This is a genomic window from Agromyces sp. Leaf222, from assembly GCF_001421565.1.
In the GTDB taxonomy this organism is placed as follows: domain Bacteria; phylum Actinomycetota; class Actinomycetes; order Actinomycetales; family Microbacteriaceae; genus Agromyces.
This window is the reverse complement of the sequence record NZ_LMKQ01000001.1, coordinates 1741611-1767794: the sequence shown is the minus strand read 5'-3', so window position 1 is coordinate 1767794 and position 26184 is coordinate 1741611. Positions and strand designations below refer to the sequence as shown.

The 26184-nt window shown below is 70.8% G+C and carries 24 protein-coding genes, 1 tRNA gene and 1 other RNA gene; 9 read left to right on the top strand and 17 right to left on the bottom strand.

Going from position 1 to position 26184, the window contains the following annotated elements; genetic code table 11:
- Positions 1 to 148: 148 nt before the first annotated feature.
- Positions 149 to 518, bottom strand: a transfer-messenger RNA (tmRNA) gene (gene ssrA / locus ASE68_RS19830).
- 332 nt (positions 519 to 850) lie between these two features.
- On the opposite strand from ssrA, the gene ASE68_RS07785 reads away from it, so the two are divergent.
- The 3 genes from ASE68_RS07785 to ASE68_RS07775 all read left to right on the top strand — a co-directional run bounded on the left by ASE68_RS07785 (position 851) and on the right by ASE68_RS07775 (position 5183).
- On the top strand, positions 851 to 3049 hold the full coding sequence (locus ASE68_RS07785; protein ID WP_055860948.1) for a glycoside hydrolase domain-containing protein: 2199 nt from the start codon (positions 851 to 853) through the stop codon (positions 3047 to 3049).
- 36 nt (positions 3050 to 3085) lie between these two features.
- Entirely contained in the window at positions 3086 to 4375 is a 1290-nt protein-coding gene (locus tag ASE68_RS07780; protein ID WP_055857036.1) for a glycosyltransferase, read from the top strand.
- Between the two features lie 148 nt (positions 4376 to 4523).
- The gene (locus ASE68_RS07775) at positions 4524 to 5183 is read left to right on the top strand and encodes an SIMPL domain-containing protein (RefSeq protein ID WP_055857033.1); all 660 of its coding nucleotides are present in this window, start codon (positions 4524 to 4526) and stop codon (positions 5181 to 5183) included.
- Between the two features lie 123 nt (positions 5184 to 5306).
- Here ASE68_RS07775 and ASE68_RS07770 read toward each other — a convergent pair whose 3' ends face one another.
- The 6 genes from ASE68_RS07770 to ASE68_RS07745 all read right to left on the bottom strand — a co-directional run bounded on the left by ASE68_RS07770 (position 5307) and on the right by ASE68_RS07745 (position 12218).
- Complete coding sequence (locus ASE68_RS07770) at positions 5307 to 6044, bottom strand: tyrosine-protein phosphatase (RefSeq protein WP_055857030.1); 738 nt, start codon at positions 6042 to 6044, stop codon at positions 5307 to 5309.
- Between the two features lie 106 nt (positions 6045 to 6150).
- Entirely contained in the window at positions 6151 to 6627 is a 477-nt protein-coding gene (smpB, locus tag ASE68_RS07765; RefSeq protein ID WP_055860945.1) for an SsrA-binding protein SmpB, read from the bottom strand.
- 116 nt (positions 6628 to 6743) lie between these two features.
- Positions 6744 to 7655, bottom strand: a complete 912-nt coding sequence (gene ftsX / locus ASE68_RS07760) for a permease-like cell division protein FtsX (protein WP_055857027.1) — start codon at positions 7653 to 7655, stop codon at positions 6744 to 6746.
- Positions 7652 to 8899, bottom strand: coding sequence for a cell division ATP-binding protein FtsE (ftsE, locus tag ASE68_RS07755; RefSeq protein WP_055857024.1), 1248 nt, complete (start codon positions 8897 to 8899; stop codon positions 7652 to 7654). The genes ftsX and ftsE overlap by 4 nt, the downstream gene beginning before the upstream one ends.
- A gap of 94 nt (positions 8900 to 8993) precedes the next feature.
- Positions 8994 to 10511, bottom strand: coding sequence for a Na+/H+ antiporter NhaC family protein (locus tag ASE68_RS07750; protein ID WP_055857022.1), 1518 nt, complete (start codon positions 10509 to 10511; stop codon positions 8994 to 8996).
- 24 nt (positions 10512 to 10535) lie between these two features.
- Positions 10536 to 12218 (bottom strand): amidohydrolase, encoded by a 1683-nt coding sequence (locus ASE68_RS07745; RefSeq protein WP_055857019.1) that lies wholly within the window; start codon positions 12216 to 12218, stop codon positions 10536 to 10538.
- A gap of 118 nt (positions 12219 to 12336) precedes the next feature.
- On the opposite strand from ASE68_RS07745, the gene ASE68_RS07740 reads away from it, so the two are divergent.
- The gene (locus ASE68_RS07740) at positions 12337 to 13020 is read left to right on the top strand and encodes a TetR/AcrR family transcriptional regulator (RefSeq protein ID WP_055857016.1); all 684 of its coding nucleotides are present in this window, start codon (positions 12337 to 12339) and stop codon (positions 13018 to 13020) included.
- Here the strand turns inward: ASE68_RS07740 and prfB are convergent.
- The 10 genes from prfB to ASE68_RS07690 all read right to left on the bottom strand — a co-directional run bounded on the left by prfB (position 13017) and on the right by ASE68_RS07690 (position 22049).
- Positions 13017 to 14126, bottom strand: coding sequence for a peptide chain release factor 2 (prfB, locus tag ASE68_RS07735; protein ID WP_055857013.1), 1110 nt, complete (start codon positions 14124 to 14126; stop codon positions 13017 to 13019). The two genes, ASE68_RS07740 and prfB, sit on opposite strands and share 4 nt — an antisense overlap.
- Before the next feature lie 112 nt (positions 14127 to 14238).
- On the bottom strand, positions 14239 to 15975 hold the full coding sequence (locus ASE68_RS07730; protein ID WP_055857010.1) for a hypothetical protein: 1737 nt from the start codon (positions 15973 to 15975) through the stop codon (positions 14239 to 14241).
- Between the two features lie 73 nt (positions 15976 to 16048).
- Positions 16049 to 16531 carry a pilus assembly protein TadG-related protein gene (locus ASE68_RS07725; RefSeq protein WP_055857007.1) on the bottom strand — a complete coding sequence of 161 codons (483 nt, stop codon included), beginning with the start codon at positions 16529 to 16531 and terminating at the stop codon, positions 16049 to 16051.
- Positions 16528 to 17013 (bottom strand): hypothetical protein, encoded by a 486-nt coding sequence (locus tag ASE68_RS20175; protein WP_055857005.1) that lies wholly within the window; start codon positions 17011 to 17013, stop codon positions 16528 to 16530. Before ASE68_RS20175 ends, ASE68_RS07725 begins: the two co-directional genes overlap by 4 nt.
- A complete protein-coding gene (locus tag ASE68_RS07715; protein ID WP_255353500.1) occupies positions 16988 to 17410 on the bottom strand; it encodes a TadE/TadG family type IV pilus assembly protein in 423 nt (140 codons plus the stop codon). Before ASE68_RS07715 ends, ASE68_RS20175 begins: the two co-directional genes overlap by 26 nt.
- Before the next feature lie 47 nt (positions 17411 to 17457).
- Positions 17458 to 17658 (bottom strand): hypothetical protein, encoded by a 201-nt coding sequence (locus tag ASE68_RS07710; protein WP_055857003.1) that lies wholly within the window; start codon positions 17656 to 17658, stop codon positions 17458 to 17460.
- A 60-nt stretch (positions 17659 to 17718) separates the two neighbouring features.
- Positions 17719 to 18666, bottom strand: coding sequence for a type II secretion system F family protein (locus ASE68_RS07705; RefSeq protein WP_055857001.1), 948 nt, complete (start codon positions 18664 to 18666; stop codon positions 17719 to 17721).
- Positions 18654 to 19523, bottom strand: a complete 870-nt coding sequence (locus ASE68_RS07700; RefSeq protein WP_055856998.1) for a type II secretion system F family protein — start codon at positions 19521 to 19523, stop codon at positions 18654 to 18656. Before ASE68_RS07700 ends, ASE68_RS07705 begins: the two co-directional genes overlap by 13 nt.
- Complete coding sequence (locus tag ASE68_RS07695) at positions 19520 to 20842, bottom strand: CpaF family protein (RefSeq protein WP_200921681.1); 1323 nt, start codon at positions 20840 to 20842, stop codon at positions 19520 to 19522. The genes ASE68_RS07700 and ASE68_RS07695 overlap by 4 nt, the downstream gene beginning before the upstream one ends.
- 187 nt (positions 20843 to 21029) lie before the next feature.
- Positions 21030 to 22049 carry a zinc-binding dehydrogenase gene (locus ASE68_RS07690; RefSeq protein ID WP_055860939.1) on the bottom strand — a complete coding sequence of 340 codons (1020 nt, stop codon included), beginning with the start codon at positions 22047 to 22049 and terminating at the stop codon, positions 21030 to 21032.
- Positions 22050 to 22189: 140 nt separating this feature from the next.
- Here ASE68_RS07690 and ASE68_RS07685 point away from each other — a divergent pair, with 140 nt between their 5' ends.
- The 5 genes from ASE68_RS07685 (at position 22190) to ASE68_RS07665 (ending at position 26173) form a co-directional block, all read left to right on the top strand.
- Positions 22190 to 23137 (top strand): LacI family DNA-binding transcriptional regulator, encoded by a 948-nt coding sequence (locus ASE68_RS07685; protein ID WP_200921680.1) that lies wholly within the window; start codon positions 22190 to 22192, stop codon positions 23135 to 23137.
- 114 nt (positions 23138 to 23251) lie between these two features.
- Positions 23252 to 23638, top strand: a complete 387-nt coding sequence (locus ASE68_RS07680) for a PadR family transcriptional regulator (RefSeq protein ID WP_055856993.1) — start codon at positions 23252 to 23254, stop codon at positions 23636 to 23638.
- Position 23639: 1 nt separating this feature from the next.
- Positions 23640 to 24611, top strand: coding sequence for a permease prefix domain 1-containing protein (locus ASE68_RS07675; protein WP_055856990.1), 972 nt, complete (start codon positions 23640 to 23642; stop codon positions 24609 to 24611).
- A 184-nt stretch (positions 24612 to 24795) separates the two neighbouring features.
- Entirely contained in the window at positions 24796 to 26076 is a 1281-nt protein-coding gene (locus tag ASE68_RS07670; RefSeq protein WP_055856989.1) for an acyltransferase, read from the top strand.
- A 15-nt stretch (positions 26077 to 26091) separates the two neighbouring features.
- Positions 26092 to 26173 (top strand) — tRNA-Leu (locus ASE68_RS07665).
- Positions 26174 to 26184 lie beyond the last annotated feature (11 nt).

Below are 26184 nucleotides of genomic sequence, written 5' to 3'. Positions count from 1 at the left end.
CTCATCTTCGAGAGCGATCCTCACGATTCCGTGAACGGGCACTCCCTGTCAAGGGGGTGCGACGTCGCCGATCGATGCCGGAGACGACGAGAGGCCGCCCCGAAGGGCGGCCTCTCGTCGAAGATCCGCAACGTGCGACAACGGCCGATGGTGGAGATGGGGGGAATTGAACCCCCGTCCATCGCTGAGTTTCCACGCCTTCTCCGGGCGCATCCTGTGCAAGCGTTCTGCTCGGCCCCGACCTTTGCCACAGGCACCTAAGTCGACAGGCCCAGCCTGAGTAAAGTCCCGCACGGCGCTCAGGCGACGACGTGCAGCAAGTTTCCTAGATGACGCCAGCGACCGGGGCGGAAACGAACCCGGGCTGACGGACTATCGGACTCGCTTAAGCAGCGAGGGCGAAGTCAGACTGCGTCTTATTGGCAGTTATTGTTTTCCAGAGATCGTTTACGAGATAACCCTGGATCCTCGGCCCGCTTCTCGTGGGTACACAGACGATGTCGAAACCGATCATCCCCATGTCGCACCGACCGGTCGAACCGGTTCGGCGAGCCGTTGTCACACGCTGTGGAGTTTCCAAACCCGCTCGACCCGAAGGTCAGGCGGCCTTACAGACTACAACAGCCAGCGCGCCGTGTCATTCCCGAACACACCGGCCCGCACGGAACGAACGGATGCCGCGGCGAACGGATGTCGCGGAGAACGGCCGACGCGGGGTCGCCCGGCATCGTTCATCGGGCCGTAACCTACGGCGGGCGCCGAGCACGTAACGTCCCCACATGGCCACGAAGTTCGCGACCGAGGCGCTCCGGGCGCCGCAGGCGATGGAGGCGGGGCGAGGATGCCCGGCATGATCGGTCGCGTCGACCCGTTCATCGGCACCGAGGCCACCGACCTGCCGCCGCGATCGGGGCTCGCCGCCACGTGGTGGTGGCCGAAGCCGCAGGTCGGCAACACGCATCCGGGGGCGACGTATCCGCTCGGGATGGTCTCGGCGTGCGCGTACTCCGGCGCGTACCCCACGGGGTACGGCCGGTACGACCTCGGCACCGAAGGGCTGCCCGTGCCGATCCACGAGCGAGCCGTGGCATCCGGATTCACGCATTTCCAGCAGTCGGGAACCGGCGCGATCCGCAAGTACTACAACTACTTCCGGGTGACGCCGATGATCGAACCGCTCGACGAACTCGGACGCCAGTGGGAGATCGTCGACGAGACGGCCGAACCCGGGTACTACGGCGCGACCCTCGAGAACGGCATCCGAGCCGAGCTCACGGTGGGGCCGAAGAGCGCCGTGCACCGGTACACGTTCCCGCGGCACCGCAACGCGCGCGTCGTGATCGACTTCTCGCTCGGCGGCCTCGGCATCCCCTACGGCGAGACGATCCCGCTGCGGGCGAAGCTCGAGTCGATCGGCCCCGGCATCGCGCAGGGCGAGATCGTCGTCGAGGGCACGCCGCTCGCCGTGTACATCGAGTGCGACGCGAGTTCGTGGCGGCAGATGCTCTGGTACGACCGTCGCCTGATGCCGGGCGGCACGCGGCTCGCGTTCGACCACATCAGGCCGACGACGCTGCGCCCGTTCGGGCTCATGTGGGCGGGGCCGAGCGAGCCGGGCCAGTCGGTCGAGGTGCGCATCGGGTTCTCGCTGCGCGGCGTCGAGCAGGCGAAGGCGAACCTGCGCGCCGACTGCGGCGATGGCGGCCATTCCCGGTTCGCGTCGCGTCGCGAGCGCACGCGCAAGACGTGGCGGCGCCAGCTGAAGACGATCGCGGTCGACGCCGCGAGCGCCGAACGCGACACTGTGTTCACGACGGCGCTGTACCACTCGCTCATCAAGCCGTGCCTCGCACCCGAGGAGAGTCCGTTCTGGCCCACCGAGGGCCCGTTCGTGTTCGACCTCTCCACGATGTGGGACATCTACCGCACGCAGTTGCCGCTCATCACGGCGCTCATGCCCGAGCGGGCGGTCGAGCTCGGCACCGCGCTCCTGACGATCTGCGAGGAGGAGGGCAACTTCCCGATCGGGTACCGGATGGCGCGCGGGAGCGACCGGTTCTCACGCCAGGGCAGCGCGCTCGCGCAGACATTCCTCGCCGACCTGTGCCAGCTCGAGCTGCCCGGAGTCGACTGGGACTGGGCGCTCGTGCACATGCACACCGACCTCAGGCGCACCTACGGCGAGGACTTCCTGCTGCGCGGTCACGCGCATCCGATCAGCCACACGCTCGATCTCGCGTTCGGCTACTGGTGCACCGCGAAGGTCGCCGAGCGGGTGGGCGATCGCGCCCTCGTCGAGCAGTTCCGAGGGCTCTCCTCGCGGTGGCGCAACGCCTTCGACCCCGAGACCGGCCTGCTCGTGGACTCGACGTTCTACGAGGGCAGCCGCCACAACTACTCGTTCCGCCTGCTGCACGACATGCGGGGTCGCATCGACCTCGCCGGCGGCGACGACCGCTTCGTCGCCATGCTCGACGCGTTCTTCGGCTACGGTGCGGAGCCGGTGCGCCAGCCCGGGCTGCAGCCGGGCCTCGAGGAGATGACGGCCGGCTACGCGCTCGGACGGTTCGAGGGCATGAACAACGAGCCAGACATGGACGCCCCATGGGCCTACCACTACGCCGGACGCCCCGATCGCACCGCGGAGGTCGTGCACGCCGCCGTGCAGCAGCAGTTCGGCACCGGCCGCGGCGGACTGCCGGGCAACGACGACTCCGGTGGGCTCAGCTCCTGGTACGTGTGGGCGTCGCTCGGGCTCTTCCCCGTCGCCGGTCAGAACCTGTTCCTCGTGAATGCCCCGGCCCACGCCGAGAGCCGCATCGCGATGAGCGGCGGCGACCTCGCGATCGAGACGAAGGGGTTCGTCGAGCCCCACCACGACGGGCCGGCCCAGTACGTGCAGTCCGTCACCCTGAACGGCGATCCGCTCGAACGCACGTGGCTCCGCGGTGACGAGGTGCACCGCGGCGGCCGATTACTCATCGAGCTCGGGCCCGAGCCCGGTGCATGGGGCGCCAACGCCCGTCCACCTTCGACCCCGAGCGGATGACCCGGGCACCACGTCAGCGCTGAAAGGAACCACATCATGGGCAGCACTCCACGCAACCGTCTCGTCATCGTCAACCGCGCCGACCCCGTGATCTGCGGGCACTCGGTCGAGGGGCGCAACCTGGCCGAGGCCGCGATCGAACGCGGATTCGACGAGGTGCGCATCATCACCTGGCCGATCGACCGGCTCGAGGCCACCGGGCTGCCGCTGAAGCCGCTCGACACGATGCTGCCGTACAGCGACGGCATCTTCGTCGAGCGCCCCGACCCGGTCGGCGACTATAAGGTGCCCGACGGCCGATACCTCGCGGGCATCACGGGCCGACTCATCGAGCTGTTCACCGATGGCGTGCCCACGGTCTGCCTCTCGCTGTACCTCAGCCCGCACACCATCGCGGTGGCCGACGCGGTGCGCGCGGCCTGGAACACGGGCCTGCCCGTGAACGTCACGACCATCGCCGAGGCCGTCGGATCGGATGTCACGAACGTCGTGCGCTCCTGCGTCGAGGAGGGCCGCTTCGGCGCCGCCGCCCACGTGCTCTCGAGCTACCTCTCGCAAGACCACTGCGTCGCGGTCTCGGAATACACGCGCGACCTCATCGTGTCCTCCGCCGCCGAGATCGACGCGGTGCACGGCACGGCGTTCGCCGACCAGTGCCGCCAGCGCATCGAGATCTCCTACCCGGCGATCGACACGTCGGCCTACCTCGACCTCGATCAGGCGGTGATCGAGGCCACCCTCGCGATGCGCGGCCTCGAACGCGACGGCTACGTGCTGTTCCTGTCGCGAATCACGAAGGCGAAGGGCGTCGACGACCTCATCATGGGCTTCGAGCGCACAGCGGCGAGCGAGCGCCTGAAGCTCGTCATCGTGGGTCGCGGACCCGAGGAGCAGGCGCTGCGCGAGTTCGCCGCGGCATCCCGACTGGCCGATCGCATCGTGTTCCTCGACGATGTCGACGACGCCGAGAAGCCGTACCTGATGGCGGGCTGCGCGACGTACGTGCTGCCGAGCAAGCCGCGGCCCGAGTTCGTCGAGACGTTCGGCATCGCGTTGGCCGAGCAGATGCTCGCGGGCGGCGGCGCGGTCATCACGACCGACACGGGCGGCATCATCGAGGCGGTCGGCGATCACGCGACGATCGTGCCCGTGGAGGATCCGGATGCCATCGCCACCGCGATCGACGCCGCGCTCGCCCTCTCCCCCGCCGAACGCGGCGAGCGGGCGGCCGCCGCTCGGGCGTACGCGATGCAGTTCGACCGCGGCATCGTGTTCGAGCGGCTCTTCGACCGGGCGGGAGCGCTGCCGGCGCGGCTCCCGGTGTGAGCCCGCGCGTCGGTCGGCCGGACGGTTCGGCGCTGCTCGGCGCGATCCTCGGCGTGGTCGGGCCCTCCGCCTAGGCTGGGCTCGGCCCCGTTCGTTCGGGTGCATCTCGGCGCCCGCACCGGGCGCGCCCGCAGACGAGAGGGACCACATGCCCACCACCATCGCCGTCACCGGACACGCCGAGGAGCGCATCGCGCCCGAACTCGCGGCCGTCACCCTCTCGGTCGGCGGCTCGGGCGATGCTCGAGACGACGTCGTCGCGCGCACGAGCGCCGCGCACGAGCGGTTGCTCGCCGCGATTCGCGAGCTCGAGGCATCCGGCGCCCTCGCGACCTGGTCGGCCCCGCAACTGCGGGTGTGGTCGCATCGCCCGTGGAACGCCGAAGGCCGGCAGCTGCCGCTCCTGCACGAGGCCAGTGCCGACGTCGAGGTCGTGTTCCGCGACCTCGACCGGCTCGGCGAGTGGCTCGGCACGGCGGCCGAGTCCGACGAGCTCACGATCGGCGGCATCGACTGGCGCCTCTCCGATGCCACGCACCGGCGCACCCGAGAGGCCGCGCAGCGGGCCGCGGTCGCCGGCGCGGTCGCGAAGGCCGGCGTCTACGCGTCCGCGCTCGGGCTCGGCACGCCGTCGGTCATCGAACTCGCCGACCACGGCCTGCTCGGCGACGGTCCGTCGCCGATGCCCAAGGCGATGATGATGCGCGCCATGGCCGACACGGGCGGCGGCGCGACGACCGAGTTCGCTCCGCAGGACCTCGTGATCGAGGCATCCGTCGATGCGCGATTCACCGCGGAGCCGGCCTGATCTCGGAGCGCGGGGCTGAGCTGCCCGCGCTCCAAGCCGGCTGACCTCTGTCGATGCCTCAGCGCATTGGGCTCCCAGCCGGGTCCACTTCCGGCGAGGGTCGGCTCCGGCGAGGGTCGGCTCTCAGCTGGGGTCGACGAGCAACTGCTCGAGCCGCGCGAGCTCGTCGAGCGTGAGCCCCGAGGTGAGCAGGTACTCGCGGGCGGAGCCGTGTGCGCGCTCGACGGTCTCGATGGCACCCTCGATCGCCTCGCGCGGGCTGCCGCCCATGAGCGTGCGCAATGCGGGGCTGTCGGGCACGCCGTAGCGGCCGATGAGGTCGATCATCTCTTCGAGCCACTCACCCGCGAGGTTGCCCTCGGTGCGCGCGTAGTCCTCGATGACGGCCTCACGATCGACGCCGACCGCGAGCAGGGCGATCGCGATCACGACTCCGGTGCGGTCTTTTCCGGCCGTGCAGTGCACGAGAACGGCCCGATCGCCGGCGCTCGCGATCTCGCGCACCGCGTCGACGACGACGGGTGCGTGCTGAGTGACGATGCGGTCGTAGAGCGCCTCGAGCGAGATGCCCGCAGCACCCTGCGACGCGCCGGACCCCTCGAACACGGGCAGGCGCAGCACCTCGACGTCGAGCCCGTCGATGTCGTCGGGCATGCGGTCGGCCTCCTGCTCGTCGCGCAGGTCGATGATGATGCCCACGCCGAGCTCGCGCAGCTGCTCGCGCCCCTCGTCGCCGATGCGGTACAGGCCGTCTGAACGGAAGAGCACGCCGTCGCGGACCGTGCCGGTCGAGGCGGGCAGCCCCCCGACATCACGGAAGTTGTACGTGCCGGCAACCGGGATGCGCGTCTGGATCTCCACGGCGACGAGCCTACCCCGCAGCGCCGACCGGGCGACTGGGAGGCTGCCGCGAACACGTGCCGCGCCCCGCGAGAGGATTCGCACCGGCGCGGATGACCGCGACCGGTCAGTCGCCGAGGTTGCGGCGGCTCGAGATCGCGCGGTCGGACTCGCGCTTGTCCTGCTTCTCGCGCAGGGCCTGCCGCTTGTCGTACTCGCGCTTGCCCTTGGCGACCGCGATCTCGACCTTCGCGCGACCGTCGGCGAAGTAGATCTGCAGGGGCACCAGCGTGTACCCGCCCTGCGACGTGCGGTGGCTGATCTTCACGATCTCGTGCTTGTGCAGGAGGAGCTTTCGCTTGCGCCGCGGCGAGTGGTTGTTCCACGTGCCCTCGGTGTACTCGGGGATGTGCACCGCGTCGAGCCATATCTCGCCGCCGTCGATGAACGCGTAGCCGTCGACGAGCGACGCCCGCCCCTCGCGCAGCGACTTCACCTCGGTGCCCGTGAGCACGATGCCGGCCTCGTAGGTGTCCTCGATCGTGTAGTCGTGGCGCGCCTTGCGGTTGGTCGCCACCACCTTCTGACCGCGTTCCCTGGGCACGGCATGCTCCTTCATTCGACGGATGCCCCGGGGCATCCGGAGCAGCCTTTCACTCTAGTGCACCCGAGACGCGCCGAGCGCACGCCTGCGCGCCGGCGCGGGCCGGACGAACGGGCTCAGACGCGCAGGTAGCGCCTGATCGCGATGCCCGCCGACAACGCCGCGAGCAGCACGCCGACGACGATGAGCAGTGGCACCACGAGCAGGGCGTCGCCGAGGTCGACGAACGTGAACGACAGGCGGTCGGCGAGGTAGCCCTGCACGAAGAAGTGCACGATCGCCACGACGGCACCGCCTGCGAGCACCGAGCCTATGAGTCCCGCGAACACTCCTTCGAGCACGAACGGCGTCTGGATGAACCGGTTCGAGGCGCCCACGAGTCGCATGATGCCGAGCTCGCGACGGCGCGAGAACGCCGACAATCGGATCGTCGTGGCGATCAGCAGCGCCGCGGCGACGAGCATGATCGCCGCCACGGCGATGGCCGTGTAGCTGGCGGCGTTCAGCACGTCGAAGATCTGGTCGAGGTACCGCCGTTGATCGACCACCTGCTCGACGCCGGCGAGCCCGGCCAGCGCCTCGACGAGCACGTCGGACTGCCCGGGATCGACGAGGTTCACCCAGAACGTCTCGTTCAGCACCTCGGGCGTGACGTAGTCGGCGGCGGGCGTGCCCGCGAACTGCTCCTGGAAGTTCTCGTACGCCTGCTGGCGGTCCTCGAAGTAGTACTCGTCGATGAAGGGCGAGAGCGTGTCCGAGGTCAGCTGCGCTTCGATCGCGTCCTTCTGCTCGGGCGTGGCCTCGCCGTCGATGCACCCGGCGGCCGTCGAGACCGAGGTGCAGAGGTACACCGCGACCTGCGCGCGGTCGTACCAGTAGTTCTTCATCTGCGCGATCTGCAGCTGCAGCAGGGCCGCGGTGCCGACGAACGTCAGCGAGATGAACGTCACGAGCACGACCGAGACGACCATGGTGATGTTGCGCCGCAGGCCGTTGCCGGCCTCGGCGAGGACGAGTCCGAACCTCATCGCGTCGGGCCCACTTCCTGGTCGTCGTCGCCCTCGCGCGGGCCTCCGGGAGCGCGCAGCCCCAGTCGCTCGGCGAGCGTGAGGTGCTGCTTCACGTCGGCCGCGGCATCCGTCTCGGGCGCCTTCTCGGGGGCGGCGTCACCGTCGGGCTCGTCTGGTCGGTCTTCGGATGCCGCGGCATCCGTCGGCGTCGACCCTCGGGGGATCTCGATCGACGCGGTCGCCGCCGCCGTGATCTCGGCCGCGGCGTCGGTCACCTCGTCGGTGGCCTCTGGCTCGACGTAGAGCGGCTGGCTCTGCTGCATCATCTCGGGGGTCACCTTCGGCGCGGCGGCCGTGATCGTCTCGGGGGCGTCGGGCGCCGTCGGTGCGACCGGTGCCGCCTGCTCCTCGCTCGCGGCGCGCTTCTTCGCCCTCGCGGAACGCTTCGGCTTGACCGCAGCCGCGGCCGCCGCCTCGCGTTCGTGCTGCTCGTGCATGAGCGCAGCGGATGCCGCCTCGGCCGCCGCGACCGCGGCCGCCGCCGCAACGGCGTCTTCGTCTTCGGGCAGCACGCCGGTCACCGAGCCGTAGCCCGCGGATCGCTCGTCGCGCACGATGTCGCCCGCGGAGAGCTCGATCACGCGTCGACGCATCTCGTCGACGATGCCGGCCTCGTGCGTGGCCATGATGACCGTCGTTCCGCCGGCGTTGATGCGCTCGAGGAGGGTCATGATGCCGGCCGAGGTCACCGGGTCGAGGTTGCCCGTCGGCTCGTCGGCGAGGAGGATCTGCGGCTTGTTCACGATGGCGCGGGCGATCGCCACGCGCTGCTGCTCGCCGCCGGACAGTTCATGCGGCATCCGCTTGCCCTTGCCGTCGAGGCCGACGAGCTTCAGGGTCTCGGGCACCGCGGAGTGGATGTAGCCCCGCGACTTGCCGATGACGCGCAGCGTGAAGGCGACGTTCTCGTACACCGACTTGTCGCGCAGCAGCCGGAAGTCCTGGAACACGACGCCGAGGTCGCGACGGAAGTAGGGGACCTTGCGGCTCGAGATCGAGCCGAGGTTCTGGCCGAGCACGTGGATCGTGCCCTTCGACGGCTTCTCCTCTTTCAGGATCAGTCGAAGGAAGCTGGACTTTCCGGAGCCGGAGGCGCCCACGAGGAACACGAACTCGCCGCGGAGGATCTCCACGCCGATGTCGTTCAGCGCGGGCTTCGCCTGCCCGGAGTAGGTCTTGGTGACGGAGTCGAAGCGGATCATCGCGTTCGAGCCTAAGCAGGCCATGCGCAAAAGTGGGCAGCGACACCGGGAATCGGCATCGCCGCCCACGGATCGGGACGCGCGGCTCGCGAACTCAGGCGCCGGCGAACCCGACCACGAGGTAGAGCACGAGCGTGAGGGCCGCGGCGATGCCCGCGTACGGCAGGATCGCCGTCATCAGGTTGAGCGGCTTGATGCCCGTCGAACGCGACGCGAGGATGATGCCGTCGCCGTAGAGGCACGTCGTCGAGCCGAGCGCTGCGCCCGAGAAGACCGCCGCACCCGCGATGATCGGGTCGACGTCCATCGCGAAGGCGAGCGGGATCACGATGGGCGTGATGACGGCTGCGAGGTCCCAGAACGAACCCGTCGCGTAGGCGTAGACGCCGCAGACGAGGAACACCATGGCGGGCAGCAGCGCGCCGTTCATGACCGGCTGGGTCGTGTCGATCACCCAGTCGGCGAGGTGCAGGTCGATGTTCATGTGCTGCACCATGAAGGCGAGCGCGGTGAGCACGATGACGAAGAGCATGCTGCCCACGCCGTCGAAGGCGGCCTCGAACACCGCCTTGACCTTCAGGCGGCGCTGCACGGTGTACATGACGATCGCGACGATGAGCGCGGCGACCGTGCCCTTGAGCACGTCGACCTCGGTGAGGATCGTCACGGCGATCATGACGGCGATCGGCACGAGGAAGTTCCACGGGCGCGGCTTCGCGTACTCGGGCGCGCGGGTCGCGACGGCGGTGGCGGTCGCCTCGGTCCCCGCCGACGTCGCGGTCGTGGCGTTCGCGCCGGAGACCTCTGGGGCGGATGCCACGGCTCGCGCTCCCCCGTCGCCGGAGGCCGCGAACTCGCCGACCTCGCCGTGCAGGGGCAGGCCGCCCTCGGCCTCGCGCTCCTCGGCGGTGGTGCCGACGGGGAACACGTCGCCCGTGGCATCCGCTCTGGCGATGTCCTTCTTCAGGGTGCCGAGCCTCGGGAACCAGCCGAACGCGACGAGGGCCGCGATCGCGATCGCGATCCAGCCGAAGAAGATGAACGGGATCGCCTGCAGGTAGGCGCCGAAGCCCGAGCCGTTCGCGGTGACGCCCTGCGCCTCGAGCAGCCCGGCGAAGAACAGCGCCCACGTCGAGAACGGCACGATGACGGCGATCGGGGCCGCGGTCATCTTCATGATGGTGCCGAGCTCGGTGCGGGGCACGTTGTAGCGGTCGGTGACGGCCTTCATCGACGTGCCGACGGTGAGCACGTTGAGGTAGTCGTCGACGAAGAGCACGATGCTGAGCAGGAAGCTCAGCACGGTCGACTTGCGCCGCGAGTTCACGAAGCGCTCGGCCCAGGCGGCGAACTCGCGAACGGCGCCCGACCGCTCGAAGAGCGTGATCAGGATGCCGAAGAGCACGACGACGAGCATGAGCCACTGCAGGGTCTCGTCGGCCATGGCGGTGCCGAAGTAGCCGATCCAGGAGTCGAAGAACTCCCAGCCGCCGAGCAGCACCGCGCCGGCGAGGGTGCCGCAGAGCATCGCGAAGAGCGTGCGCCGGGTGAACACGGCCACGACGAGGATGATGACGACGGGGAGGAGCGCGAGCGCGCCGACGTCTTGCATGGTTGCCTCTTGATTCGAAGGGGGTCAGGCGGCGGATGCCGCGTACAGGGGCTGCCCGTCGACGATCGTCGTGCGCACGGGGAGGTTCAGCAGGTCGTCCGCGCTGACGTCGAGGGGGCTGTCTTCCCACACGACGAGGTCGGCGCGGTACCCGGGCGCGATGACGCCGAGGTCGTGGTCGCCCTGGGCCTGCGCGGCCCAGACGGTGTAGCCCTGTAGGGCCTCGTACGGCGTGAGCACCTGGTCGGGCTCGAACACCGGGGCGTCGGGGTTGCCGGGTTCGCGGCGGAGCCGTGCCCATGCGAGGCCGATGCGCGCGTCGGTCTGCGCCACCGGCCAGTCGGAGCCGAGCGCCACGGGGGCGCCGGCGTCGATCATGTCGCGCACGCGCCAGCCGAGGGCGGCGCGCTCTGGGCCGAGTCGCTCGGCCCAGAAGTCGCTGCCGTCGGCCTTGCGCCACTGCATGTGCAGCGGCTGTACCGAGGCGGTGATGCCGTACTGGGCGAGGCGCGCGAGGTCGCGGTCGGCGAGCAGCTCGAGGTGCTCGATGCGGTGCGGCGCCCCGCGGCGCGAGTGCACGCCGGCCTTGAGGTAGGCGTCGATCGTCGTGCCGATCGCGCGGTCGCCGATCGCGTGCGTCGCGATCTGGAACCCGGCCGCCGCGTAGCGGGCGACGACGCGCTCGAACTCGTCGGGGTCGGCCCAGAACGAGGCGTTGCCGTCGCCGTGCGTGTCGGGCTCGTAGAGCCAGCCCGTGCCGGTGTCGATCACGCCGTCGTTGAAGAGCTTCACGAGTCCGCCGCGCCAGCGCGCACCGCGGCGGTCGCGCTGGGCGAGGTACCGCTCGGTGCGCTCCTCGTCGTAGCCGGGGTTGTGGGCCATCGCCGAGACGATGCGCACGGGCAGTCCGCTCACGGCGGCCTGGGCGTCGGATGCCGCGGGGCCGGCGTCTGCCGCGGATGCCGCGCCGTCGAGCTCGTCGAGCAGGTCGAGGGTTCCCGGGTTGCCGTCCATGATGCATCCGCCGGTGATGCCCGACGCCGAGAGCCCGCCGAGGATGCCGCGCACGCGCTCGAGCGTCTCGTCGCGCGTGTACTCGGGCGCCGTGCGCAGCACGAGGTCGAAGGCGGAGTCCTCGCGGAGGCATCCGGTCGGCACGCCCCGCTCGTCGACGACGATCTCGGAGGTGTCGCCGAAGCTGCGGGCGCCCGTGATGCCCGAGCGGCGCAGCGCCTCGGTGTTCGCGAGCGCGGTGTGCCCGTCGAAGCACATGAGGAACGCCGGCGCCGGCGAGGTCGCCTCGTCGATCGCGGCGGCCGTCATGGGCAGGGTTGAGAACACGTCGTAGTCGACGTTCCACCCGCGCACCCAGCCGCCGGATGCCCCGTCGGCGACCCGGTCGGCCTCGGCGCGCAGCATCGCGAGGAACACCTCGGGGTCGCGCACTCCCCCGAAGTCGATTCCGACCGCGAGTTCGATGCCCTGGATCGGGTGCATGTGCGCGTCGATGAGGCCGGGCGTGATGCAGGCGCCGTGCAGGTCGTCGACCCGGGTGCCCGGCCCGCGCAGCTCCATGAGCGTCGTGGCGTCGCCGACGGCGATGATGCGACCGCCGCGGATCGCGACGGCCTCGGCACTCGGCTGGCGCGGATTCATGGTGATCACGCGCGCTCCGACGAGAATGGTGTCGGCGAACACCTGATGCATGCGCTCTCGCCTTCCGGGCGCCCCGCCATCGGGTCGCCCATACTATTGAATGATCGTAAATAAATCGGGCACAGGCTACGCCTCGCCATCGCCCGCCGCAAATCCGACGAGGAGACCCGTGGCCGAGACCCCGACGAAGCGCACCGCCGGGCGCCCGCGCACGCGCGTGCTGAGCGTCGACCAGATCGTCGACGCGGCGTTCGAGCTCGCCCGAACCGCCGGCACCGATGGCTTCACGATGGCCGCCCTCGCCCGTTCGCTCTCGGTGCAGCCCCCCGCGCTCTACCACTACTTCGGCAGCCGCGACGAGGTGATCCGGGCCATGCGCGGGCGGCTCGCCGAGCGCATCGACACGAGCGGCTTCACCGATCGCGAAGTGGCCCTCGCCGAGGCCGTGCTGCGCTGGGCGCGAACCTACCGCGACGCGTTCGCCGCGTTCCCCTCGGGCAGCACCCTGCTCGCCACCACCTCGATCGACGGCCAGCAGCGGTCGGTCGACAACTACGAGGCGATCACCGTGCGACTGCTCGCCGAGGGCTGGCCCGAGGGCGACGTCGTCGACACGATCGTCGCGTTCGAATCCTTCATCATCGGCTCGGCGCTCGACGCCGTCGCCCCCGTCGACATCATGTCCCCAGGGGATGCCGCGGCGAGCGCCCCGGCGTACACCGCCGCGGAGGCCCGGCGAGCGCACGACGCCGCAGCACGCGGCATCCGCCCGACCGATCGCAGCTTCGAGCTCGGCCTGCGCGCAATGCTCGCGGGACTCACGCCCGGGTCAGCGGACGCCTCGACTCGCTAGTCGTCGTCCTTGCGCTTGCGCCACTTGATGCCGGCCGCGATGAGGCCGTCGAGGTCGCCGTCGAACACCGAGGCCGGGTTGCCGACCTCGTAGCCGGTGCGGAGGTCTTTCACGAGCTGCTGGCCGTAGAGGAAGTAGGAGCGCATCTGGTCGCCCCAGCTCGCCGTGATCGTGCCGGCGAGCTCCTTCTTCTTCGCGGCCTCTTCTTCGCGCTTCAGCAGCAGGAGTCGGGTCTGCAGCACGCGCATGGCGGCCGCGCGGTTCTGGATCTGCGACTTCTCGTTCTGCATCGAGACGACGAGCCCGGTCGGAAGGTGGGTCAGGCGCACGGCCGAGTCGGTCGTGTTGACCGACTGCCCGCCCGGACCCGACGAGCGGAAGACGTCGACGCGGATGTCGTTCTCGGGGATCTCGACCTCGACCGCCTCTTCCATCACGGGGATGACCTCGACCGCGGCGAAGCTGGTCTGGCGCTTGTCGGCCGAGCCGAAGGGGCTGATGCGCGCGAGGCGGTGCGTGCCGGCCTCGACCGAGAGCGTGCCGTAGGCGTAGGGCACGTCGATCTCGAAGGTCGCCGACTTGATGCCGGCGCCCTCGGCGTACGAGGTGTCCATGACCTTGACGGGGTACTTGTGCCGCTCGGCCCAGCGCAGGTACATGCGCATGAGCATCTCGGCGAAGTCGGTGGCGTCATCGCCGCCGGCGCCCGAACGGATCGTGACGACCGCGCCGCGCGGGTCGTACTCGCCGTCGAGCAGGGTCTGCACCTCGAGGGCTCCGATGACCTCTTCGAGGGCGGCGAGTTCTTGGCGCGCCTCGGTGGCGGAGTCTTCGTCGTCCATCTCGAGGGCCATCTCGATGAGCACGTCGAGGTCGTCGAGGCGCTGCTCGACGTCGGTGATGCGCTTCAGGTCGGACTGCCGGTGGCTGAGCGCACTCGTCACCTTCTGCGCGGCGGCAGGGTCGTCCCAGAGGTCGGGCTTGCCGGCCTCTTCGGACAGACGGGCGATGTCGGCCTTGACGGCTTCGACGTCGACGACGGCGCTGATATCGCTGAAGGTGGAGCGCAGCGCGGCGATCTCCTGCGTGAGGTCAAGATCCAACATGGCTCCCCCAGCCTACTCGGGCGCGCTTCGGCCCGAGAACCTCGCTCCGACAGCCGCCGGCCCGAGCAGCCCGGGAACCTCGGGAACCTCGGGAAGCTCACCGTCGAGCCCGTCAGAAGACCGGGATCTCGATGGGGCCGAAGTCGTGGATCGTGTACCGGCCGCAGTCGATCGTCGCGGCATCCGCGAGCCGCAGCTCGCCGGGCAGGTCGAACGGCGTGCTCTGGGCGTCGGTCACCAGGAACGAGACCGATCTGGTCGCGAAGTCGGTGCGGTTCACGAGCCAGGCGTACGGGTGCAGGTCGTCGGTCACCTGCAGCAGTCGGGCCGGGTCGTCGGCGTAGGCCTTCGGTGCGCGCACGGTCCAGAACTGGCCGGCGCCGTGCCGGTCGGTCGCGTTCACCCAGTCGGCGACGCAGGCGAGCGAGGTCGTGGATGCCGTGCTCGGGGCGGTCGCGAGGCGCACGATGCCGACGCCGGCGAGCCCGACGATGACGACGGATGCCGCGGCGAGCGCGAGCACGCTCTCCCGGCGTCCGCGTCGGTCGCCGCCGCCTGTCGGCTGCTGCCGCCTGCGCGGCACCAGCCACTCGGCGAGGCAGGCGAGCACGAGCACCGGTGCGAAGACCCACGGCTGCAGGTAACGGGGCGACGGGTTGCCGAGCACGATGACGCCGATCGTGCACGCGACGGGCGCGATCCAGGCCACGGCGACGAGCACGGCGGTGCCCGGCCGGTCGGCGGCCGTTCGCGAGAACGTGAGCGTCACGGCGAGCACGGTGAGCCCGAGCAGCAGGATCGCGGCGATGACGCCGCCCGGGCGCCCGAGTTCGACGGCGGCGGCGCGCAGCAGGTCGGTCAGGGCGGTGAGCTGGTTGCCGTCCTTCACGTAGTCGGCGCCCTGCGCCACGATCAGGTCTCCGACCGCCGAACGCGCGACGAGGCCCACGGCGGAGGCCCCGGCGAGCACGAGCACCAGCACGAGGGGCGGTGACGGTCGCCGCGTCATCCGGCCTCTGCTGCTCGTGGTCGTGCTCGCGCCCGTGTTCGCGCCCGTGTTCGCGCTCATGAGAACGAGGAGCACGAGCGCGGCAGGTGCGACGGCCCAGACGACGATGAGCGGGTTGCTGAACGCCGAGACGGCGACCATGCCCGCAAGCGGAGCCCACACGCGGGCATGCAGCCGGCCCGCGTCGAGGGCGCGGCGCACGAGGCCGATGACGAGCACCGAGGCGACGACGGTGGCGCTGTAGTACGTGGTCGTGCCGAGCAGGCTCGCGAGCTGCAGGCTGTTGCGGTCGCCGCCGGACTCGAGCAGCGCGATCGCGCAGAATCCGGCGTACGCGGCGACGGCGCCGAGCACGGGTGCGGTCGCCGTGCGCCGGCTGCCCGATGCGACGCGGAAGGCGCCGTAGAGCGCGACGAAGTTCAGCACCGAGCTCATGATGAACGCCATGCGCAGGTCGGGCACGACGGCCGAGACCGCGGCGAACGCGATCGCCTCTGGCACGAAGAGCACGGGCGACATCGCCCAGTCCTGCGGGGCGCCAGACGCGAACGAGTGCGCGAGCAGCGCGTTGAGCATCGAGTCGGCGTCGACGAACATCAGCTCGTGGCGCGTGATCGCGATGTGCGCGGTGACGAGCAACGCCATGGCGAGCGCGAACGCCCAGCCGAGCACCTCCCGGGTGACGGCGCGGCGCCGCTCGTGTTGCACGGCTCGTCCGTGGCGCTCGAACCTCTCGGGCTGCGCATGCGGCGCGCCCGACTGCTCGGACCGCCGGGCGCGCGACGGCACGGCGCCGGGGCCGTGGGCCGCGTCGTTCTCGTGGTCGTCGTGGATGCTCACTGCGACGTATCGTATGGGGCCTTGCGCGGTGAGCCTCCTGTCGGCGCGAATCGGGGGCGCCTCGCCGGCGCGTTCAATGGAACACCGAGCGCGCCGTGGTCGTGACCTCGATCGGCACGCTGAGCGGCAGCACCTCGGTGTGCAGCGGCGCCCGCCACTCGGCGCGGAGCGTCACGGTGGCGCTCCGTCCGTCGCGGGAGACGGCCTGCACGAGTTCCACGCCTTCGAGCCCACTGACGGCGTCGCCGAGGTAGGCCGCTGCGGCCGCCTGCACGGCGGCGTCGTCGAGCGCGACGCCCAGGGAATCACCTTCGATCGACACGGCATCGAGGCTCCAGGCCTCGGCCCCCGCGAGTGCCGCGCCATCGGCGAGGGTGAACAACCGCTTGCGTTCGAGGTAGAGCGAGGACGCCGCGACGACGACCAGCACGATGACGATGGCCAGAAACGAGAAGAAGATCGTGAGGAGCAGGGTGGATCCCTGCTCCTCGGCGAGGGTCGCGTCGCGTCCGATCGTCGGGTGACCGTTCGACGGACTCGTCGGCCCGGCGCTCATTCGGCGGCGCCCGCGAATCGAGAGATCGTCTGCGTTGCGGCGGACTCCACGGGGACGCTCCCGATGCTGCCGAGGTCGAGCACGTCGGGAACGAGTGGAAGGCCGACGCGGGCGCTGACCACCACGTCGATCCGCTCTCCCGGCGCATTGCAGTCGGCGGTCTCGCACGATAGCGATACCGAGGCCGAGCCGGGGTCGATGCCGAAGTCCTCGAGCGTGATGCGGACCGCGCGCTCGACGTCGGCGGCGGCACCCGGCGAACCGGCTCCGTCGGCGGCGAGCCGCGCGGCATGCCGAGCGGCTCCCTCGACGGCGAACGCGCCGGCCTGGATCGCCGACACGCTGAGCACGAGGTACACGATGGGCACGAGGAGGAGCAGTCCGACCGTCAGGAATTCGAGCGAGGCCGATCCGCGTTCGTCGCCGACGAGCCGCGCTGCCCCGAACTCCCGACGCTCAGTCCACCGACTCGACCGGAGCATGCCCGCTCACCTCCAGCCCGTTCGCGAAGCCCAGCAGTCCGATGACCGGCAGCGTCGACCGTACCCGGATCTCGACCGCCGGCGTTCCGCCGATCGACGTGCTGGCGGCCGTGACATCCTCGGCGTACCGGGCCGAGATCGCGGCATCGATGAGGTCTCTCGTGCGGGCGACGCCGGCCGCGGGCGAAGAACCGGCGAGTGCGCCGAAGCGCGCTCCCTCGGCCGCAGCGTCGAGCAGGGTGTTGCGCACGTGCAATGCGAGAGCGAGCTGCACCACGGCGAGCGCGAGCACCGTCAGCAGCACACCGACCATCGTGAACTCGGCGACCGCGGAGCCCCGCTCATCGGCGAACCGTGCCCGGATCGCCCTGATCGCCAGAGCAGAGCGTGTGCGCACCGTACGGCTGCGAGGGGCGCACGCCGGCCGCGTCGGAGTCCGGTGACTCAGAATCCCGTGACGCGGTCGATCGCCTGCTCGAACACCTCGGAGAGCGCCGGGCCGGCGAGCCCCCAGATCACGATCACGAGCCCGGCCGTCATGAGCGTGATGAGCACCCAGCCCGGAACGTCGCCCCGATCGTTCGACATCGCGGTGGCCAGACGCCGCAGGACGCGGCGCTGCAGTCGGTCGAAGTGCTGCTGCATGGAACTTCCTTTCGTTCGCGCCGTCGTGGCGCGGGTTCGGCGAGGGGAACGGGAATCGCATCAGAATCCCGTCTGGAGCACGAGGTAGCCGGGCAGGAGCGCGAACGCGATCGTCACCGGCAGGATGAGGAACACGAGCGGCACGAGCATCGCGATCTCCTTGCGCCCGGCGAGCTCGATGATCGTGCGCTTGGCCTGGTCGCGGGCGTCACCGGCCTGCGAGGCGAGCACGGACGCGAGCGGAGCACCACGGTCGAGCGCGCCGAGCACCTGGTCGAGCGCTCGGGACAGCGCCGGGTGGTCGAGTCCATCGCGGAGGGCCGTGATCGCATCGGCGAGCGGCACCCCGGTGCCGACCGCGGCGACGACGACCCTGAACTCCTGCGGCAGTTCGCCCGAGCCGATGCGCGCGACGCGGCGAAGCGCGTCGAGCATGCCCTCACCCGCGGTGAGGCTCAACGTCAGGAACTCGAGCACGGTCGGAAGCTCTTCGGAGATGCGGGTGAGGCGGCGCGCAGCGCTGCGCTGCAGCATCCAGTCGCGGGCGAGCACCCCGAGCGCGGCCGCAAGCACTGGCGACGCGAGCCGCACCGGAGCCGGAAGCGTCGCGAAGCCCGGCGCGAACAGCGCGAGCGCGGCAGCGGCCGCGAACGCCGTCGCACCCCAGGCCAACTGCTCCCCGCGGAATCGTTCGACGGTCGCCGAAGAGCCGGCCTGCCGAAGCCGACGCGCGACGGTCTCGGGTCCGCCGAGCCAGGAGGTCGCGATGGCGCGGAGCCGACGCAGCGCCGGCCCGAGGACGGCACCGAACACGGGCGAGGGATCCGACGAGCGCCGTGCGAGCATCGCCCTCGCCTCGACCGAGAAGTCGGCGACGTACGGCGCGACGCGCTCGGCGAGCCTCGGTCGCCCGATGCGCGGAACTGCGTTGAGTGCGATCCAGGCGCCCAGCCCGATCAGCACCCCGCAGAGCAGCGCGAGGGGAACGGTCGCGTTCAGCGGAACCATCTTCGCTCCTCGGGAAGTCGGCCGAGCGCGTTCATCGACTGATAGGCGATCACGGTCACGATGACGCCAACCACGATGAGCACGGCGCCCGCAGGCGAGTCGTAGGCGACGAGCGTCTCGTGGCGTGATGAGAGCACGACGAGGAGGAGCCACGGCGCCGCGACCCCGAGTCGCGCTGCGTTGCGGATCCAGGACTGGCGCGCGACGACCTCGGCGCGGAGGGCGGCGTCTTCGCGCAGGTACCCGGAGAGTCCGCGCAGCACCGCCGTCAACTCGGTGCCGCCGACCTCGCGAGCCATGCGCAGCGTCTCGAGGATGCGGTCAGCGATCGGGTCGGCGAGCACCTCCTTCAGCCGGTCGACGCAGAGCGAGAAGTTGCCCGTGCGGCGGTACTCGACCTCGAAGGCGGCGAAAGCTGAACGGGTCTGCGCCGGGCCGAGTACGCCGAGCGCGCCGACGCTCTCGGGGAGCGGCACACCCGACCGCACGGATGCGACGAGGTGATCGACCACATCGGGCCAGACCGCCCGGTTCGCGGCACGGCGCCGGTCGGCACGGGAACCGATGATCAGGGGCACCGCCGCTGCGCCGAGGAGCGCCGCGACCACGGTGATGGTGGGCACCTGCATGACGGCCTGCACCACGGCACCGAGCACGCTCGCGAACACGATCGAGACGACGGCGATGACCGGGATCGGCACCTGACCGAGCCCGGCGAGCGCGAGATCGTCGTGGATGCGGCGGCGGAGCGCGGACGGCGAGGAGGCGCGGACCATGTCGGGCTTCGCGGGCCACAGCAGCGGCGCGAGCGCGAGCAGCACGCCGACGCCCAGCAGCGCTCCGAGCGCGAGACTCATGCGGCCTGCCCGTTCGGCTCGGAGTGCTCCGTCGGCGCAGCGCCCTCGCGCGGCACCTCGGCTTCGCGCGCAGCGGGAGGCTCTCCCGACCCGGCGGGGTCGTTCTGCACGGCGTCGGCGACGAGTCCGGCGGCGCGGTACTTCTCGAGCCGACGCGGTCGCAGACCGGTGGCGCGAAGCTCGCCGCCGACGGTCGCGAAGATCGGGTCGACGTCGACGCTGCCATCGGTGCAGTCGCCGGTGGGCGCCGAGATCTCGACGATGCTGCGGCGCCCGGCGGCGTCGATGCCGAGGTGGACCACCAGGTCGATGCAGGTCGCGACCGTCGGCACCACGAACGACGCATCGATGTTTCGCCCGGCGAGCAGCGGCAGCGTGCAGAGCTTCGTGAGCGCGTCACGCGCCGAGTTGGCATGGATCGTGCACATGCCGGGCAAGCCCGAGTTCAGCGCGATGAGCAGGTCGAGGCTCTCGGCCTCGCGCACCTCGCCGACGATGAGGCGGTCGGGCCGCATGCGCAGGGATTCCTTGATGAGGCGCCTCAGCGTGATCTCGCCGGTGCCCTCGAGGCTCGGCTGGCGGCACTGCAGCGACACGAGGTCGCGCACGTCGAGGTCGAGTTCGAACGTCTCTTCAATGGTGATCACGCGCTCATCGACCCTGGCCGACGACATGAGCGCGTTCAACAGGGTGGTCTTGCCGGTGTGGGTCGCCCCCGAGACGAGGATGTTCGCGCCCGCGACGACACTCGCACGGAGGAATCCGGCGGCCTCGGCCGTGAGCGAGCCGAGTTCGACGAGCACCTCGAGCGTGCGGATGCGCCGCTGGAACTTGCGGATGTTCACGGCCCAGTGCGTGCGCGAGACGTCGGGGATCGCCACGTGAAGCCGCGACCCGTCGGGCAGCGACGCGTCGACGAACGGCGAGCTGAGGTCGACCCGGCGGCCGCTGTGCTGCAGCATGCGCTCGACGAGTTCGCGCACCTCTCGGTCGTTCAGCACGACCGTGGTGAGCTCGGCGACGCCGTTGCGGGCGACGAACACGCGCGTCGGACCGTTGATCCAGATCTCCTCGACGTCGGGGTCGTCGAAGTACGGCTGCAGCGGCCCGTAGCCCGTGATCGCCGCCTCGACCTCGCGCACGGTCGCGAGCTCGTCGAGCAGTTCGGCGTGCGCGCCGCCGAGCGCGCGTTCGCTGTAGCGCCGCACCTCTTCTCGCGTGAAGCGCGCCGCCGCATCGGTGTCGCGCCCGAGATCGACCCCCTCGTGCAGCACGCGGGTTCGCACGCGCTCGGTGATCGTGCGAACGGGGTCGGTCATGTCACCCATCTTGGGGTGAGGCTCGCCGGGCACCGCGAAGTTATCCACACGGGCGGCCGCGGCATCCGCTCGAGAGGGGCGACGGATGCTGCGCCACGACGCTGTGCGCCGTCACGACCCGTTCGAACCGTCGTCGCGCCGGCGAAAGGTCGTGGCGCGTGCCGGGCCCGGCCAGGGCCGACCGGGCTCAGTCGAGCGTGACCATGACCTTGTCGGCGGCGCCGGGCGTCGCGGCGACCTCGAGGGCGCGTTGTACGTCGTCGATCGTGAACCGGTCGCTGATGATGAGCTGGTACTTCTGCCAGTTGGCGATGAGGTCGTCGGTGACCTCGAAGATCTCGGTCGGGTAGCCCATCGACATGATGATCGAGATCTCGGTCGTGAGCAGGCCGCCGAAGTCGACCTCGACGGGCTTCTTGTGCACCGCGGGAATCACGAGGCGCGCGCCCTGCTTGACCAGGCCGAACACCGTGGTCGGCACGACGGGGGCGCCGGCCGCATCGAGGTAGACGTCGGTCGCCGGGCGGGCATCGCGGATGCCGACGACGGGCGGGGCTTCGCCGTGCAACTCGATGAGGCGGGCCTTGACGTCCTCTTCAGCCGAGTTGATGACGGCATCCGCACCGATCGCGAGGGCCTTCTCGAGGCGCGTCGGCAGGATGTCGATGACGACGACGTGGTCGACGCCCTTCGCCTTGAGGCTGAGCAGCGCGCCGAGGCCGATGGGGCCCGCGCCGAAGACGACAGCTTTCTCGCCGGCCTTCGCGCCGGAGCGGTTGACGGCGTGGCGGGCGACGGCCATGGGCTCGTTGAGCGCGGCGACCTCGAACGGGATCTCGTTCGGGATCACGCGGAAGTGCGTTCCGGCGACGGCGTCGAACAGCACGACGAACGGCGAGAAAGCGCCCTGCGCGCCGCCGGAGCCGATGATGCCGTCGCTCGCGGCCATCGGGTTGATGACGACGTGGTCGCCGACCTGCGCGCCCTGCACCTCGTCGCCGACGAACACGATCTCGCCGGCGGGCTCGTGGCCGAGCGGGGTCGCGCCCTGCCGCGGCGGGATGCCGCCGTACATCGTGTACATGTGGTCGCTGCCGCAGATGCCGCAGGCGCGGATGCGCACGAGCACGTCGCGGGGACCCGCGACGGGCTGCTCGACCTCCACGATCTCGGTGGTTCCGGGCCCGGTGACCATGACCGACTTCATCGCCGACATTCCTTTCTCGTCCGCCGTGCGTTGGGTTCGCGTCGCGGATCACTAAATCGAATAAGTGGAGTCTACGCTGGGAGCACGGCGACGCCATGCCGCTGACCCGACTCACAGCGAACCCGCCGGAAGGAGGCATCGTGAAGTCCACCCGCGTGACCATGAAGGACGTCTCGGTCGCCGCCGGCGTCTCGCAGGCGACCGTGAGCTTCGTGCTGAACGACAAGCCCGGCGAGACCATCTCCCCCGAGACGCGCGACCGCGTGCGCCGGGCGGCCGCCGAGCTCGGCTACGTGCCGAACGGCGCCGCGCGCGCCCTCCGCGAGGGCACCTCGCGCATCGTCATCCTGAACGTGGCCAGGCTCCCGCACGGCGGCACCGGGCTCGCGGCGTTCATCGACGCCCTCGACGCCGAGCTCGAGCGCCTCGACCACATGCTGCTCGTGCGCTATCGCCCGGGTTCCGCCGACATCGAGCGGATGACGGCGATGGTCGCCCCGCGCGCGGTGCTCGACCTCGACCGCATCTACAACTCCCCCGACACGGATGCCGAGACGGCCGACGGCGACTGGACCGAGGGCCTGGCCGCGCACACGGCGGTGCAGGTGCGGCACCTCGTCGACCTCGGGCACACGCGCATCGGCATGGCGCTGCCCGCGGGCCGCGCCGAGCTCGACCGCCTCGCCGCACTGCGGCTCGACTACGCCGCGCGCACCCTCGCCGACCACGGTCTCGACGCGCCGCTCCCTCTCGTGATGGGCCGCGACCTCGATGAGGACCGGCGTGCGCTCGCCGAGTTCCTCGATCGGCATCCCGACGTCACGGCCGTCGCCGGGCTCGACGACGACACCGCCCTGCGGGTGCTCGCCGCCGCACGCATCCTCGAGGTCGCCGTGCCGCAGCGCCTCGCCGTCATCGGCTTCGACGACGCGGGCGCCGGCGAGCTCGTCTCCCCCTCGCTCACGACCGTGCGCATCGACACGGCCGGCTTCGGTCGACGCCTCGCCCGCGAGGTGCTCGGCCTGCCCGAGGACCCAGGCGCCGCCGCACCGACGCCCGCCACCGTCATCCGCCGCCAGTCGACCTGAGACGCAGAGCCCGGGGCGCCGTCGACGGCGCCCGCCCCCGGCATCCGATCTCCGCATCCAGCCTCGCACGACAGGTAGTTGATCAGATGTAGTTGATCTGATAAAGTACCTGTCATGACCAAGGACACAGCCGCCGGCGCGACGCCGGACGATGCCTTCGCAGCCGACCTGCTGCGCGGTCACACCGACACGATCGTGCTCGGCGTGCTCCGTCGGCACGACAGCTACGGCTTCGAGATCTACAAGCTCATCCGCGACGCCACGGGCGGCGCGTACGAGATCAAGGAGGCGACGCTCTACGCGAGCTATCGGCGCCTCCTCCGCGACGGGCTCGCCGAGGCGTACTGGGGCGACGAGTCGCAGGGCGGCCGCCGCAAGTACTACCGCATCACCGACGCCGGCCGCGCCGCGTTCACACAGAACGTCGCCGCCTGGGTCGCGACCCGCACCATCATCGACTCCCTGCTGGGCAGCACGCCCGCAGCCAAGAAGGGCTCCTGACATGACCGACCACCGCTCCTCCGGCGGCGACCTGCACCGACTGCTCGACGAGGCCTTCGCCGGCATCGAGGTCACGCCCGAGATCCAAGACCTGAAAGAGGAGATCCGCGGCAACCTGCTCGCACGCATGGGCGAGCTCGAGGCATCCGGACTCTCCCAGGCGGATGCCGCGCGCAAGGCGATCGCCGAACTCGGCGACGTGCGCGAGCTCATCGACGTCGAGAACGATGGCACGGCGGATGCCGCGGGCGGGCCCACCGCGCCCGCGACCCGCGTCGGCGGCCACACGTCCGCGGCCCGCGCCGAGTCGGCGACCGCCGCAGCGCTGCGCAACCGCGTGCGCCCCAAGCCGGGCTTCGTCGTGCGCACCGTCGTGCTCTCGATCGTCGGCGCCGCCGCACTGGTGCTGCTCGTGCTCGGACTCACGCCGCTGCTCGCCCTCGGGGAGGGCGCCCTCGTCGGGCTCGCCGTCGTGTTCGGCCTCGCGCTCGGCGCGGTCACGGCCGACGCCCTGAGTCAAGAGACCACCACGAACCACCGCATGCCCGCCGGGCGCGCGATCGGCTACGGCGCGGCCACCGGCCTGCTGCTCGCGGGTCTCGCCTTCACGCCCGTGGTCATCGTGCACCTCGACCTCGCCTGGCTCGTGCTCGCCGGCGCCGCCGTCATCGGCGCGATCGGCGCCCTGAGCTACCTCGGCGCGACGCAGACCAACCGCCACAAGCCGTGGGTCGTGCAGCAGCACCGCGAGGCGGCGAACATCGGCACCCGCTTCGAAGAGGACCCCGCGGCCGGCGCCCGCTTCGGCATCTACACCGCCGTCATCTGGACCATCGCGTTCGTCGCGATCCCGATCATCGGCTTCACCGCAGGGTGGATCTGGGCGCCGCTCGCCTTCATCGGCGGCTTCGTGGCCATGATGCTCGTGCTCGCGCGCATGCTCTTCGGCGCCAAGGCGGAGAAGGCCGAGTAGACCGAGCCGCCGACGCTCGGCGACCCTGCCACGCGGCATCCGCATGCTTCGATTCACCTCGACTCGAAGCCGAGCGGATGCCGCGTTCCGCATGTCCTGGGCCGCTCTCCACACCTGACGTGTCGAGGCGCCGCGCTTGGGTATGCTCGCTCCACCGCATTCCGCGAGCCCGACGAGGAGCCCGATGACCAGCCTGCGCGATGACGCGTCCGCCCGCCTCGAGGCCGTCTCGCGGCGCGACCTGGTGATCGACCTCGCGAGGGTCGCGTGCATCCTGCTCGTCGTCGTCATCCACGTGCTCATGATCGGCGTCGGGTACGCCCCCGACGGCGAACTCGTCGTGTCGCGGCCCCTCGAGGCGCAGCCGTGGTTCGCCGCGGCCACGTGGGTCGGGCAGATCATGCCCCTGTTCTTCGCCGCCGGCGGGTTCACGGCGCTCACCGCGTGGCGCAGCCTCCGCCGCAAGGGCGGCGACCGCACCGACTTCGTGCGCGGGCGCGTGCTGCGCCTCACCTCGCCCGCACTGCCGCTCTTCGTGTTCTTCGCCGTGGTGCTCGGCGGCGCGACGATCGCGGGCGTCGACCCGGCGCTGCTCGACACCGTCGCCACGGGCACCGGCAGCCCGCTCTGGTTCCTGGCCGCGTTCCTGCTCGCGCAGTGCGCGGTGCCGTGGATGGTCGCGCTGCACGACCGGGCGCCGGGCGCCACGCTCGCCGTGCTCGCGGTCGGGGCCGTCGTGGTCGATGCCGCGCGGATCACGACGGGCATCGACGAGATCGGACTCCTCAACCTCGCGTTCGTCTGGCTCTTCGTGCAGCAACTCGGGTTCTGGTACGCCGACGGATGGTTCCGCGCGCGACATCCGCTCACGCTCATCGGGCTCGTGGTCGCCGCCTACGTGCTGCTCGGCCTCGTCGTCGCGGCGGGGTGGTACTCCCCCGACATGCTCACCAACCTGAACCCGCCGACGGTCCCGTTGCTCCTGCTCGGCGTCGCCCAGATCAGCCTGCTCACGCTGCTGCACCGACCGCTGGCCGCGCTCATGCGCACGCGCCCCGCGCAGGCGGTCGTCTACCTCGTCGGCAGCCGGGCGATGACGGTGTACCTGTGGCACCTGCCGGTCATCATCATCGTCGAGGGGGCCTCGCTGCTGATCCCGGGCGCCGCGCCCGAACCCGGCAGTGCCATCTGGTGGGCGACGCGGCCGATCGCGCTCGCTGTCGTGCTCGGCGTGGTGTTCGCGATCGCCCCGCTGCTGCTGCGCTTCGAGCAGGTGCCGACGACGATCCCGGCCGGGCGCCGGCGACCGGGCGCAGCCGCCGTCACCGCCGCGGCCCTGCTCGCGTTCGTGCCGCCGTTCCTCGTGCTGGAGTTCTTCCTCGACCTGCGCATCGCCGTCATCGGCGTCGTGCTGCTGTCGCTGTCGCTCTGGCTGCTGCGGAGCCGCCCGCTCGCTCCCGCCTAGACTGAACGGGCACTCGCGGGAGTGGTGAAATCGGCAGACACGCAGGATTTAGGTTCCTGTGCCTTCGGGCGTGAGGGTTCAAGTCCCTCCTTCCGCACGAACACGAAC